Origin of the sequence: Sulfitobacter sp. 1A12056 (genome assembly GCF_043558125.1) — a bacterium.
Lineage (GTDB): Bacteria > Pseudomonadota > Alphaproteobacteria > Rhodobacterales > Rhodobacteraceae > Sulfitobacter > Sulfitobacter faviae.
Genome location: NZ_JBIFFY010000001.1, coordinates 413,988 through 427,335 on the forward strand (window position 1 = coordinate 413,988; position 13,348 = coordinate 427,335).

A 13,348-nucleotide genomic window follows, 5' to 3' on the forward strand; every position below is an offset into this window, starting at 1 on the left:
CGACAGACCATGGCAGTTGGTATTTTCGATTCGGGGCTAGGCGGGCTGACCGTCTGGAACAAGGTGCAAGAACGGCTGCCGGAGGTGGATTTCGTCTATCTCGCCGACAGCGCCCATGCGCCCTATGGCGTGCGCAACGCCGATGATATCTATGAGCTGACCTGCGCCGCCGTGCAGCGGCTTTTCGATGCGGGCTGCGATCTGGTGATCCTTGCCTGCAACACCGCCTCTGCCGCCGCGCTGCGCCGGATGCAAGAGGGGTGGATCCCGCGCGACAAGCGGGTGCTGGGCGTTTTCGTGCCCCTGATCGAAGCGATGACCGAGCGGCAATGGGGCGACAACTCTCCGCCCCGCGAGGTGGCCGTCAACCATGTGGCGCTCTTCGCCACGCCTGCCACGGTGGCAAGCCGCGCGTTTCAGCGTGAACTGTCTTTCCGCGCCATCGGTGTGGATGTTGAGGCGCAGGCCTGCGGCGGGGTTGTCGATGCCATCGAAGAAGGCGACATGATCCTTGCCGAAGCGCTGGTGCGCAGCCATGTCGACGCGCTGAAACGCAAGATGCCCAACCCCGATGCGGCGATCCTTGGCTGCACCCATTACCCGCTGATGCAGGAGGCCTTTCAGGCGGCTTTGGGCGGGCAGGTCAAAGTCTTCAGTCAGGCCGAATTGGTGGCCGATTCCTTGGCCGATTACCTTGAGCGGCATCCCGATATGACAGGCACGGGTGAGGCGGCTTTTCTCACCACCGGTGATCCCGCCCGGGTAAGCGACCGCGCGACGCAGTTCCTGCGACGACAGATCACATTCACCGCCGCCTGAACTCCAATTACATTTCGTTCCGAACAAGGGGACAGACCATGACCCAGAACATCGCCATTCTTGGCGCCTCCGGCTATACCGGGGCAGAACTCATCCGGCTGATCGCTGGCCATTCTTCTATGCAGATCAAGGCTTTGGGCGCAAATTCCAAAGCGGGCCAGACCATGGCCGAGGTCTTTCCGCATCTGCGCCATCTCGATCTGCCCACATTGGTCACGATTGATGAAATCGACTTTTCCCAGATTGACCTGTGCTTTTGCGCATTGCCCCATAAGACCAGCCAAGAGGTGATCGCGGCGCTGCCGAAAGATCTGAAGATCGTCGACCTTTCCGCCGACTTCCGCCTGCGCGACCCTGAGGATTATGCCAAGTGGTACGGCAATGAACATGCTGCCCTTGAGCAGCAGAAAGAGGCGGTCTACGGCCTCACCGAATTCTACCGTCAAGAGATAGCCGCCGCGCGGCTGGTGGCGGGGACGGGCTGCAATGCGGCCACGGGGCAGTTTGCCCTGCGCCCGCTGATCGCGGCGGGGGTGATTGCCTTGGATGATATCATTTTGGACCTGAAATGCGCCGTTTCCGGCGCGGGGCGGTCGTTGAAGGAAAACCTGCTTCATGCGGAGTTGAGCGAGGGCTATCACGGCTATGCGCTTGGCAGTACGCATCGGCATCTGGGGGAGTTCGATCAGGAGTTCTCGGCCCTCGCCGGGCGGCCCGTGCAGGTGCAGTTCACCCCGCATCTGGTGCCTGCGAACCGCGGCATTCTGGCGACCTGCTATGTCAAAGGTGATGCGCAGGCGATCTATGAGACAATGCAAAAAGCCTATGCCGATGAACCCTTTATCGAGGTGCTGCCTCTCGGCGAAGCGCCCAGCACGCGGCATGTGCGCGGCTCGAACTTCTGTCATATCGGCGTGGTGGCAGACCGTCAGACTGGGCGGTCAACGGTGGTCGCGGCGCTCGATAACCTGACCAAAGGCTCCAGCGGGCAAGCCTTGCAAAACGCGAACCTGATGCTGGGTCTGCCGGAAACCGAGGGGCTGATGATGGCCCCGCTTTTCCCATGAAGAGCCTCAAAAAACAGCGCCGGATCCAGATCATCGCCGTGGCGGCGGTGGCCTTGGTCCTGTCGACCGCACTGATCGGCTATGCGCTGCGTGACGGGATCAACTATTTCCGCGCCCCGAGCCAAGTCATCGCCGAGCCGCCCGGCCCGACAGAGGTGTTCCGGATCGGCGGGCTGGTCGAGGAAGGGTCGCTCAAGCGCGGGCAGGGGGAGCAGATAAGCTTTGCCGTGACCGATGGCGGGGCCTCTGTCCCGGTGGTTTTCACCGGCGTTTTGCCGGATCTCTTTGAAGAGAACCAAGGCATGGTCGGCACCGGCAGCTATGTCGGCGGCGTGTTCGAAGCCACTGAAATCCTTGCAAAGCATGATGAGACCTACATGCCTAAGGAAGTGACGGACGCGCTGAAAGAGCAGGGCGTTTATCGCGAATCTGAGGGCTGACCGCTGCGCAACGCGCGGGGGCGTGAGCATCGGTTAACCAATCCGGCGGAGCCTGTTTGCATGCAAAACAGGAGAGCCGCGATGCAGTCCGTGCGTGAGATCGCCAGCGCCATCGTCGCCCGCGAGGGCGGCTTTGTGAATGACCCCGATGACCCCGGCGGGGCGACGAAATACGGGGTCACGATCCACACCATGCGCCGCTTGGGGATGGACCTGACCGGCGATGGGGCGGTCGATGTGGCGGATGTGCGCCGCCTTGGCCGCGCGCAGGCGGTCGATATCTTTGTCCGGCATTACTTCAATGCGCCGCGCATCGCCGAACTGCCCGCACCTTTGCAGCCGAGCGTTTTCGACATGTATGTCAACGCTGGCAGCAACGCGGTGAAAATCCTGCAAAGCCTGCTGTGCGAGATGGGGCAGGAGGTCGCGGTTGACGGAGCCATCGGGCCGCAGACGATCCGCGCTGCGCATACCGCATGGCAGGCCGCCCCCGAACATCTGGTCGACGCCTACGGCATCGCACGGCGCAACTATTACTTCCGCCTTGCTGACCGCCGCCCCGCCAGCCGGAAATACGCCCGCAGTCGCTCAGGCGGCAAGGGGGGGTGGATACGCAGGGCCGAAGAATTCATCTCGCCGCGGTATCACATGAGCGACGCCGATTTCGCACGGAGGGTGGCACAATGGGGCTGATCGAACGTATCTTCACGACAATCTTCGGCGGTGAGCGGAACGTCATCCGCGACACGGTCGAAGTGTTCCGCGAGAATGCCGAGGCCGGGGCGCAGCGCGCCCATGCGGTGCAGGGCCAAGCCATGGCGCAATATGGGGCCGAGTTCGCGCAAGCGCGGCAAGGTGGCTTTGACCGCTTCATGGATGGGGTCAACCGGCTGCCGCGCCCGATGCTGGCGCTCGGCACGCTCGGCCTGTTCGTCACCGCCATGGTCAATCCGCTATGGTTCGCCGAACGGATGCAGGGCATCGCCTTGGTGCCTGAGCCGCTTTGGTGGTTGTTGGGGGTGATCGTCTCTTTCTATTTCGGCGCGCGGCAGCAGGTGAAATCGCAGGAGTTTCAGCGTGCCATCGTTGGCACCATCGCGCGAGTGCCGCAGGTGGTCGAGAATATCGAAGCCTTGCGCGAGACGCGCGCCGACAGCCCTCAGGTGGCCGACACCGGTGCCGACAGCCGTCTGGCCCTCGCTGCGGTCGCGCCGTCGGAGAATGCGGCCCTAGATGCCTGGCGTCGCAGCCGGGGCTGACTGCGACCGATTGACCGTTTTTCACGTTTGATTTGCCATGGCTTAGGGGGCTTCGGCCCCCTATAGTCCGGCCCATGATTACAGAGCTTGGACATTTCGCGCTTGTGCTCGCCTTTGGCGTGGCACTTGTACAGATGGTGGTGCCGATGTGGGGCGCGTGGCGGGGCCGCGCAGGCTGGATGGCGGTGGCCGAGCCGGCGGCGGCGGCGCAATTCATCCTGATCGCCCTGTCCTTTGGCGCGCTGATGTGGGCATTCGTCACCTCGGATTTCAGCCTGCAACTGGTCGTGGCCAACAGCCATTCCGCCAAGCCGATGCTCTATAAAATCAGCGGCACATGGGGCAATCACGAAGGGTCGATGCTGCTTTGGGTGTTGATCGTGGCGCTTTTCGGGGCGATGGCCGCGTGGTTTGGCGGCAACCTGCCGCCGCGCCTGCGCGCGCGGGTGCTCTCGGTGCAGGCGGCGATTGGGGTGGCCTTTCTGGCGTTCATTCTTTTCACCTCGAACCCCTTTCTGCGCATGGGCACGCCGCCCTTTGACGGCCAAGACCTGAACCCGCTTTTGCAAGACCCCGGTTTGGCCTTCCACCCGCCGTTTCTCTACCTCGGCTATGTCGGGCTCAGCATGGCCTTTAGCTTTGCCGTGGCGGCGCTGATCGAAGGGCGCGTGGATGCGGCTTGGGGCCGGTGGGTGCGGCCTTGGACACTGGCGGCTTGGGTGTTTCTGACCATCGGCATCGCACTTGGGTCTTGGTGGGCCTATTATGAGCTTGGCTGGGGCGGTTTCTGGTTCTGGGATCCGGTCGAGAACGCGAGCTTCATGCCCTGGCTTTTGGCGGCGGCGCTCCTACATTCCGCCATCGTGGTCGAGAAACGCGAGAGCTTGAAAAGCTGGACCATCCTGCTGGCCATCCTCGCCTTCGGCTTTTCGCTAATCGGAACTTTCATCGTGCGCTCTGGCCTGCTGACTTCCGTCCATGCCTTCGCCAACGACCCTGAGCGCGGGGTCTTTATTCTGGCCATTCTGGGGGTCTTTACCGGTGGGGCGCTGGTGCTCTATTCGCTGCGCGCTTCGGCGCTGGAGGCGAAAGGCGTCTTTGGCCTGCTGAGCCGAGAGACGGCACTGGTGGTGAACAACCTGCTGCTCGCAGTGGCCTGTTTCGTGGTCTTCGTGGGCACCATGTGGCCGCTGGTGGCTGAGATGTTCCTCGACCGGAAGCTCAGCGTCGGGCCGCCGTTCTTTAACGCCGCGTTTACCCCTTTCATGGTAGCGCTCGGGCTGATCCTGCCGATCGGCAGCGCGATGCCATGGAAACGGGCCAAGATCATGCGCGCGCTCTACCCGTTGCGCTATGCCTTCCTGCTGGCGCTGGCGCTTGGGGGGCTGGCCTTTGCCATGCAGACCGGGCGCGGCCTGCTGGGGCCTGTGGGCCTGTTCCTTGGGGCGTGGCTGGTGATGGGCACCGTGGTGGATGTGATGCAGCGTCTTGGGCGTGGCTCGGGCAAGCTACGCCGTTTGCGCCGCCTGCCGCGTGCGGATTGGGGCAAGGCCACCGCGCATGGCGGGTTGGGCGTCACCATGGCCGGGATCGCGGGGTTGATGGCTTGGGCCGTGGATGACATCCGCGTGGCCCAGATCGACGCGCCTTTTGACGTGGGCAGCTACACGCTGACCCTGCGGGATGTGAGCGAGGTTCGGGGGCCGAACTACCTCAGCAGCATGGCCGAGATTACGCTGGCGGAGGACGGCACGGTGATCTCGACCCTGCGGCCTGAAAAGCGGTTCTACCCCGTGGCGCAGATGCCGACGACTGAGGCGGCGATCGACTATAACCTCGCGCGCGACATCTATGTGGTGATCGGCGATGCGCAAGACGGCGGCGGTTGGGCGGTGCGGACCTATATCAAGCCGATGACCAATTGGATTTGGATCGGCTGCGCGCTCATGGCGCTTGGCGGGGTGCTGAGCCTCAGCGACCGACGCTTTCGGGTCGCGGCGGGTGCGCGCAAGCAACCGGCGGGGGTGCCTGCGGAATGAAACGGCTGCTGCTGATCCTGACTCTGCTCGCCAGCCCCCTCTGGGCGGTGCAGCCTGATGAGATGCTGGACGACCCCGCATTGGAGGCCCGCGCGCGGGAGTTGAGCCAAGGTCTGCGCTGCCTCGTTTGCCGGAACGAAAGCATTGATGAGAGCAACGCGAGCCTTGCGCGTGATCTGCGCATCTTGCTGCGCGAGCGGCTGGTGGCGGGCGACAGCGATGAGGAGGCGGTGGAATTCATCGTCGACCGATACGGTGAATATGTCCTGCTGAACCCGCAGGCGACGGGGGCCAATTGGTTGCTTTGGGGGGCGGGGCCGCTGATGCTCTTGCTGGCCGGGGGGCTGGGCGTGATCTATCTGCGCGGCCGCGCCCGCAGCAAAACCCCAAGCGAAGCGCCCCTCTCGGCAGAGGAAGAAGCCCGCCTGCGCGATATTCTCGACCGCTGACGCCCCGTTGCACTGGCAGCGGCACATTGCTTTGATATGCTGCGGCCAAGCAATCGAGGATAGCAAGATGGACTATGAAACGATCACCTATGCGCTGACCGACGATGTCGCGCTGATCACGCTGAACCGCGCCGATAAGATGAACGCGCTCACCACCCAGATGCGGGCAGAGCTGACCCATGCGGTGACCGAGGGCGGGCGCGCGGCGCGGGTCGTGGTCCTGACGGGGGCGGGGCGTGCCTTTTGCTCGGGCCAAGACTTGGCCGACCGGGCGGGCGGCGTGGCCGATCTGGAGAAAACGCTGCGCGAAGAATATGCGCCGCTGCTGCGCGCCATCATCAACTGCCCGGTGCCGACCATCGCCGCCGTGAACGGCCCGGCGGCAGGGGCAGGGGCAAATATCGCACTGGCCGCCGATGTCGTCTTTGCGAGCGAGAGCGCCTATTTCATGCAGGCTTTCACCCGCATTGGCCTGATCCCCGACGCGGGCGGCACCTATGCGTTGCCGCGGCAGATGGGCATGGCCAAGGCAATGGGGGCGGCCCTCTTCGCCGATAAGATCACCGCCCGTCAGGCAGATGATTGGGGGATGATCTGGCAGGCCGTGCCGGATGCGGAATTCGATGCCCATTGGCGCGCCAAGGCCGCGCAATTGGCCGGCGGCCCCACGGCTGCCTATGCCGAGGCCAAGAAGGCGATCCGCGCGTCATGGGACAATGGGCTTGAGGATCAACTCTCGCTTGAGGCCCAAGCGCAGGGCCGCTGCGGCAAGTCGCAGGACTTCGCCGAGGGGGTTACGGCCTTTACCCAAAAGCGGAGCCCCAAGTTTCAGGGGCGCTGAGCGCTAGCAGCTTCGCTCAACCAGCAGCACATCGCTGGCCGAAGGCGCCGGGCCATTGGCCCGCGCCACCACCGCTACAGCGACGCCATCCGCCAAAACCGTATGGACCGAGTTCGAGACCTGCGCGATGGTGATGCGCGGCGGGGTCTGGCCCTTGTCATAGACCACGGCGATCTGGTCGCAGTCATGCAATGTATCGGGGACGAGCGCACCCTGAGGGCCGGGGACGTCTTCGGCCTTCGCAGGCGTCAGACCGGTGGCGCAGTCCCAGCGAAGCCCTTTGGTCCGGTCCGTTGCGGTCATCCTGCATCCTCTCGTCGCGGCCCGGCTGTACTGCTGGGCGTCTACAATGGGGTGAACGCCGGCCGGACTGCGAAAGAGCGAACCCCTTCGGCAGTGCCGCAATGATGCCCTTCCCACCCCGAAAAGACATCGTGAAGGGAGGCTACCGCCGCGGGGGGAATCCCGTCAAGCGGGGCGGGGGCATTGTCACGAGGTGCGAAACAGTGCCGCAATTTGGCCACATTTTCGGCTCCGGTGTTTCGCGTCCGGCAAAACGCTTGGAAACATTCACTGATTTTTCACGCCATTGCTGACAGTGCATAAAAGGGCACCGGTTTTCGCGATTCGGGTGCCCGGAATCAGTCGCCCCACCGGCGGCCCCATTGTTGCCCTAGGGTCAACAACCTCAATCATAGGTATTGCGGGCAGTGGCGGGCGAAACGCGAAACGCCCCGGAAATCCGGGGCGTTTGCATGGTCTTTGAAGGTTGCTTCAGCGGTTCTCGATATCGACATAATCGCGCTTGTCTTCGCCGAGGTACAGTTGACGCGGACGGCCGATTTTGAGCTGCGGATCGCTGATCTGCTCTTTCCACTGGGAGATCCAGCCCACGGTCCGCGCCAGCGCGAAGATCGGGGTGAACATCGACGTGGGGAAGCCCATCGCTTCGAGGATGATGCCGGAATAGAAATCAACGTTCGGGAAGAGCTTCTTTTCCGCGAAATACGGATCCTCCAGCGCGGCTTTCTCCAACTCCTTCGCAACCTGAAGGATCGGGTTGTTCTCCACGCCCAGCAGTTCGAGAACCTCGTCGGCGCTTTCCTTCATCACGGTCGCGCGGGGATCGTGGTTCTTGTAGACGCGGTGGCCAAAGCCCATCAGGCGGAAGGGGTCGTTCTTGTCCTTGGCGCGGGCGATGAACTCAGGGATGCGATCGGGCGTGCCGATTTCCTTGAGCATCTCAAGGCAAGCTTGGTTCGCACCACCATGCGCCGGACCCCAGAGGCAGGCGATACCAGCGGCGATACAGGCGAAGGGGTTCGCACCGGAAGACGACGCCAAACGCACGGTCGAGGTCGAGGCGTTTTGCTCGTGATCGGCGTGCAGGGTAAAGATCCGGTCCATCGCGCGGCTGAGGATCGGGTTGACCTCATGCTCTTCGGCCGGAACGGCAAAGCACATGCGCAGGAAGTTCGACGCATAGTCGAGATCGTTGCGCGGATAGACGAAGGGCTGGCCGATGGTGTATTTATAGGCCATCGCCGCGATCGTCGGCATCTTGGCGATCAGGCGGATCGTGGCGACCTCACGCTGGTGCTCATCGTTGATGTCGGTGCTGTCGTGATAGAAGGCCGACATCGCGCCAACCACGCCCACCATGATGGCCATCGGATGCGCATCGCGACGGAAGCCGCGGAAGAAATTCATCATCTGCTCGTGCAGCATGGTGTGGTTGGTCACCAGGCACTCGAAATCTTCCAGCGCCTTGGGAGAGGGCAGCTCACCATAAAGCAGCAGGTAGCAGACTTCGAGGTAATGCGACTTCGACGCCAGCTGCTCAATCGGGTAGCCCCGGTGCAGCAGCACGCCTTTGTCACCATCAATGAAAGTGATCGTGCTGTCGCAAGCCGCGGTCGAGGTGAAGCCCGGGTCATAGGTAAAGACACCCGCCTGCCCATAGAGCTTGCGGATATCGACAACATCGGGCCCGTCAGTGGGGCTGTGAATCGGCAGATCGAAGCTTTGATCGTCGATCGTCAGCGTTGCGGTTTTATTGTTATTGGTCATGAAATCCCTTCCCGAATGTAGGCTGCGGAGATGCCCCCGCCGTCTGGGCCTAGCCCCATATGGGGCTGTCCCGTTCAGTTATACCTGCCGCCCAAAGAAGTGGTGAACCAAAACTTAGGCCGCGGCGTCCGTCAGTCGGGCAAGGGTCTCATCGCGCCCCAGCACCAACATCATGTCAAAAACCGATGGGGTGACTGCCCTGCCAGCCAACGCCGCCCGAAGCGGCCCCGCCAGCTTGCCAAATTTGGTGTCATGCGCGGCAGCAAAGCCGTTCAGTACCTCCTCCAGCGTTTCTTTGTTCCAGCTAGCATTTTGCAATTGCGGCGTCAATTCCGACAGTATGCCACGGGATACCGTATCGAGATTCTTTGCCGCTTTCTCATCTGGGGTGATCGGGCGATCGGCCAAGACAAAGGACGCTTTTTCAAGCAGTTCGGGGAATTTCTTCGCGCGATCTTTGAGGCAGTACATCGCCCGCTCCAACCCCTCGGCCTGACCTTCGGTCAGCGCGGGCTCTCCTGCCGCTTCAAGATAGGCTTCGATCTCGCGCCGCAGCGCGGCATCATCGGCCTGTGCGATATGCTGACCGCAGAGGTTTTCCAGCTTTTTCAGGTCAAACTGCGCGGGGCTTTTGCGGATCCCGTCCAGATCGAACCATTCCTGCGCCTGTGCGTCGGTAAAGAATTCGTCATCCCCATGGCTCCAGCCCAGACGGGCGAGGTAGTTGCGCATGCCCGCCGCGGGATAGCCCATCACCTGATATTCCTGCGCACCCAAGGCGCCGTGACGTTTCGACAGCTTCTTGCCATCCGCGCCGTGAATCAGCGGGATGTGCGCCCAAACCGGCACGTCCCAGCCCATCGCCTCATAGATCATCATCTGGCGAGCGGCGTTGTTGAGGTGATCGTCGCCGCGCACCACATGGGTCACGCCCATGTCGTGATCGTCCACCACCACGGCCAGCATATAGACCGGCGTGCCGTCCGAGCGCAGCAGGATCATATCGTCGAGCTGGTCGTTGCGGATGGTGACATCACCCTGCACATGATCGCGGATTACGGTGGTGCCTTCCAGCGGCGCCTTGATACGGATGACGTAGGGTGCGTCCGGGTGGCTCGCCGGATCGGCATCCCGCCAAGGGGAGCGATAGAGCGTGCTGCGCCCTTCGGCCTTGGCCGCCTCGCGAAAGGCGGTGATTTCTTCTTGGCTGGCGAAGCACTTATAGGCTTTGCCGGCGGCCAGCAGTTCCTGCGCGACTTCCGCGTGGCGCGGGGCATTCTCGAACTGGCTGACGATCTCGCCATCGTGGTCGAGGCCGAGCCACGACATGCCCTGCAGAATCGCCTCCGTCGCTTCGGGGGTGGAACGCGCGCGGTCGGTGTCTTCGATGCGCAGCAGGAATTTACCCCCCCGGCCACGCGCATAGAGCCAGTTGAACAGGGCGGTCCGCGCCCCGCCGATATGCAGGAACCCGGTGGGAGAAGGGGCGAAACGGGTCACAACAGAGGCGTTCATGGCGGAGGGCCTTTCGGTCAGAGATATGGTGTTCGGAGCGGCGTTTACCAATTGGTAACCATCCCGGTCCTAGGATTTGACGCCTATCTACCCAGTGCGATCCGCGGGGGCAAGCATGGGCCTTTGGAACCAGTTCAGCGCCGTGATGCTGCGCCAGCGCGGGCATCTGTTTTGCTGGGTGCCGGTCTGCCTCGCCTTGGGGATGGGCTGGTATTTTTCGCTGCGGGCGGAGCCTACGGGGGGGGTGCTGGCGGCGGTGGCATGTGTCGTGGTCGTGCTGGCGGTCGTCGCGCGGGCGCTGCCTGAGATCACGGCCCCCTTTGCTGTCGGCGCGGCTTTGGTCCTGCTGGGACTGCTGCTGGCGGCGTTTCGGGCGCATTCGGTGGCGGCCCCAGTTCTCGGCTGGCGTTACTATGGCCCGCTCGAGGGGCGTGTCATGGCGCTTGACCGAAGCCAGTCCGACGCGCCGCGCGTGACACTCGATCAGGTGCGGTTGGATCGGGTGCCGCCCGCGCGCACGCCGCCCCGGGTTCGCGTTTCACTCCATTCGACGCTCCCCGGCGCGATCACGCCAACCCCCGGCATGCAGGTGATGACCACGGCGCATCTGTCACCCCCCGCAGGCCCGGTCGAGCCAGGCGGCTTTGATTTTCAGCGCTATGCTTGGTTTGCCGAGTTGGGCGCGGTGGGCTACAGCCGCGTGCCGCTCCTAGGCATGGCGGAGCCTGTGGAAGGGGGCATCGCGCTGATCCTCTTCCGATTGCGCATGGCCGCCTCCGCGCGGGTACGCGCCCATCTTCCGGGCGATATCGGCGGTTTCGCCGCCGCCATCACCACCGGCGACCGCAGCGCCATTTCGCAAGATGCCCTGCAAGACCTGCGCAGCAGCAATTTGGCGCATCTATTGGCGATCTCGGGCCTGCATATGGGCTTGCTCAGCGGAGTTGTCTTCGGTGCAACGCGCCTGCTTCTCGCGTTGCATCCGGTCACCGCCACCCGCTGGCCAAGCCGAAGCATCGCCGCGGGGGCCGCACTGATTGCCGCCACCGGATACCTCGCGCTGTCGGGCGGAAATGTCGCGACCGAGCGGGCCTATGTCATGTGCGCCGTGGCGCTATGCGCGCTGATGATCGGGCGGCGGGCGATCTCTCTGCGCGCGGTCGCCATGGCGGGCATCATCGTGCTGACCCTGCGGCCCGAGGCGCTGATGGGGCCGGGGTTTCAAATGTCATTCGCCGCGACCACGGCGCTTGTCGCCGTCTTTGGCTGGATCCGCGATTTCGAAGGCGAGGTCATTCCCAAACGCCTCCGCCCCGTCGCCGCGGTGGTGATTTCTTCGACCGTCGCAGGCATCGCTACAGCGCCCATATCCGCCGCGCATTTCAACACGATCGCGCATTACGGATTGGTCGCGAACCTGCTCTCGGTCCCCTTGATGGGGGTCTTGGTCATCCCCGCCGCCGTGCTGGCGGCGATCCTTGCGCCCTTCGGCGGTGAAGGGATACCGCTTTGGGCGATGGGTCTGGGCCTTGAATGGATCCTAACGGTCGCGGATGTGGTGGCGCATCTGCCCGGCGCGCGCAGCTTCGTGCCGGGGCCGGGGGGATGGGTGCTGCCGCTCTTGTCGCTCGGGTTTCTCTGGCTCGTCCTGTGGCAAGGTCATCTACGTTGGTTCGGCTTGCCCGCGATCATGCTGTCTTTCGCCCTCTGGCAAGGAACCACACGCCCTGACGTGCTCATCGCCGACACGGGAACGCTTGTGGGTGTCATGACGCCGGCGGGCCGGGCGCTCAGCAAAGACAAAGCCGCAGGTTTCGTCGCGCGCAATTGGCTGGAGAATGATGGCGACGGAGCGGATCAAGCCGTGGCTGCCCAAAGATGGGCGGGCCAAGAGAAGGGTATCATCCATCTGTCAGGAAAACGGGCGGTCGCCGCCTTCAGCGGCTGCCAGCCCGAGAAGGTCGTGGTTGCATCCGTCGATATGACGACCGCCCGAGATTGGGGCTGCCAAGTCTACGATCCCTTGCGGCTGCGGGAAACCGGCGCAATCGCGCTGAACAAATCGGCGCAGGGTTGGGAAGTCACCACCGCGAAAGACCGCGCCGGGACGCGTTTATGGAACAGCCGCCAGCAGCGTCAGTAAGTGCGGATCAACCCGACCAGTCGCCCCTGAACCTTCACCTTGTCCGAGGGCAGGACCCGCGTTTCATAGGCGGCATTGGCGGCTTCCAAGGCGACTGACGACCCTTGTCTGCGGAAACGCTTCAGCGTCGCTTCCTGATCTTCGACCAAGGCCACCACGATATCACCATTATCGGCGACGGAGGTTTCACGGATCACCACGATATCGCCATCGTTGATACCCGCCTCAATCATCGAGTCGCCGCGCACTTCAAGGGCGTAATGCTCCCCCTGACCTGCGATCATTCCGCCGGGCACCGTGACGCTATGGGAAACTTGGGAGATCGCCTCGATCGGGACACCGGCAGCAATCCGGCCCATGACCGGCACATCGAACGCATGATGCGCTGTGACCGGTTGCGCCGCGGGCGGGGGCGGGGCGTCGGGCCGGTCCCCGTCGATCACGCGGGGGGCGAAACCGGGCGCGCCGCCAAGGCTTTCGGGCAATTTGACCACTTCGATCGCACGGGCACGATGGGCAAGGCGCCGGATAAAGCCACGCTCCTCCAACGCCGTGATCAGCCGGTGGATGCCGGATTTCGACCGCAAGTCGAGCGCCAATTTCATCTCATCAAAGCTGGGCGGGACGCCGTCGCGCTGCACGCGCTGGTGGATGAAAGAAAGCAGATCGAGTTGTTTTTTGGTCAGCATCGCGCGGCCCCTGAAGC

Annotated in this window: 13 protein-coding genes; 9 read left to right on the forward strand and 4 right to left on the reverse strand. The window is 63.4% G+C overall.

All coding sequences use genetic code 11. The annotated features are described in order from the left end of the window. The first annotated feature begins 9 nt into the window (after positions 1-9). The 8 genes from ACGYLD_RS02005 to ACGYLD_RS02040 all read left to right on the forward strand — a co-directional run bounded on the left by ACGYLD_RS02005 (position 10) and on the right by ACGYLD_RS02040 (position 6,914). On the forward strand, positions 10-819 hold the full coding sequence (locus ACGYLD_RS02005) for a glutamate racemase (RefSeq protein WP_271691460.1): 810 nt from the start codon (positions 10-12) through the stop codon (positions 817-819). 38 nt (positions 820-857) lie between these two features. Beyond that, positions 858-1,886, forward strand: coding sequence for an N-acetyl-gamma-glutamyl-phosphate reductase (argC, locus tag ACGYLD_RS02010; protein WP_394400867.1), 1,029 nt, complete (start codon positions 858-860; stop codon positions 1,884-1,886). Then, the gene (ccmE, locus tag ACGYLD_RS02015; RefSeq protein ID WP_067260705.1) at positions 1,883-2,326 is read left to right on the forward strand and encodes a cytochrome c maturation protein CcmE; all 444 of its coding nucleotides are present in this window, start codon (positions 1,883-1,885) and stop codon (positions 2,324-2,326) included. The genes argC and ccmE overlap by 4 nt, the downstream gene beginning before the upstream one ends. 81 nt (positions 2,327-2,407) lie before the next feature. After that, positions 2,408-3,019 (forward strand): holin-associated N-acetylmuramidase, encoded by a 612-nt coding sequence (locus ACGYLD_RS02020; RefSeq protein ID WP_271691458.1) that lies wholly within the window; start codon positions 2,408-2,410, stop codon positions 3,017-3,019. Then, positions 3,010-3,585, forward strand: a complete 576-nt coding sequence (locus tag ACGYLD_RS02025; RefSeq protein ID WP_394400870.1) for a holin family protein — start codon at positions 3,010-3,012, stop codon at positions 3,583-3,585. Before ACGYLD_RS02020 ends, ACGYLD_RS02025 begins: the two co-directional genes overlap by 10 nt. A gap of 74 nt (positions 3,586-3,659) precedes the next feature. After that, entirely contained in the window at positions 3,660-5,624 is a 1,965-nt protein-coding gene (locus tag ACGYLD_RS02030) for a heme lyase CcmF/NrfE family subunit (protein ID WP_271691455.1), read from the forward strand. Beyond that, positions 5,621-6,073, forward strand: a complete 453-nt coding sequence (locus ACGYLD_RS02035) for a cytochrome c-type biogenesis protein (protein WP_271691453.1) — start codon at positions 5,621-5,623, stop codon at positions 6,071-6,073. Before ACGYLD_RS02030 ends, ACGYLD_RS02035 begins: the two co-directional genes overlap by 4 nt. A gap of 67 nt (positions 6,074-6,140) precedes the next feature. After that, complete coding sequence (locus ACGYLD_RS02040) at positions 6,141-6,914, forward strand: enoyl-CoA hydratase-related protein (protein WP_271687125.1); 774 nt, start codon at positions 6,141-6,143, stop codon at positions 6,912-6,914. Positions 6,915-6,917: 3 nt separating this feature from the next. On the opposite strand, the gene ACGYLD_RS02045 is transcribed toward ACGYLD_RS02040, so the two are convergent. The 3 genes from ACGYLD_RS02045 to gltX form a co-directional block, all read right to left on the reverse strand. Beyond that, on the reverse strand, positions 6,918-7,217 hold the full coding sequence (locus ACGYLD_RS02045; RefSeq protein ID WP_271691451.1) for a hypothetical protein: 300 nt from the start codon (positions 7,215-7,217) through the stop codon (positions 6,918-6,920). Between the two features lie 471 nt (positions 7,218-7,688). Further along, the gene (locus ACGYLD_RS02050; protein ID WP_271691449.1) at positions 7,689-8,984 is read right to left on the reverse strand and encodes a citrate synthase; all 1,296 of its coding nucleotides are present in this window, start codon (positions 8,982-8,984) and stop codon (positions 7,689-7,691) included. 114 nt (positions 8,985-9,098) lie between these two features. Continuing rightward, positions 9,099-10,499, reverse strand: a complete 1,401-nt coding sequence (gene gltX, locus ACGYLD_RS02055) for a glutamate--tRNA ligase (protein ID WP_271691448.1) — start codon at positions 10,497-10,499, stop codon at positions 9,099-9,101. A gap of 115 nt (positions 10,500-10,614) precedes the next feature. Between gltX and ACGYLD_RS02060 the strand changes: the two genes are divergently transcribed. After that, complete coding sequence (locus tag ACGYLD_RS02060; protein ID WP_394400876.1) at positions 10,615-12,642, forward strand: ComEC/Rec2 family competence protein; 2,028 nt, start codon at positions 10,615-10,617, stop codon at positions 12,640-12,642. Here ACGYLD_RS02060 and lexA read toward each other — a convergent pair. Then, on the reverse strand, positions 12,636-13,331 hold the full coding sequence (lexA, locus tag ACGYLD_RS02065) for a transcriptional repressor LexA (RefSeq protein ID WP_067260680.1): 696 nt from the start codon (positions 13,329-13,331) through the stop codon (positions 12,636-12,638). The two genes, ACGYLD_RS02060 and lexA, sit on opposite strands and share 7 nt — an antisense overlap. Positions 13,332-13,348 lie beyond the last annotated feature (17 nt).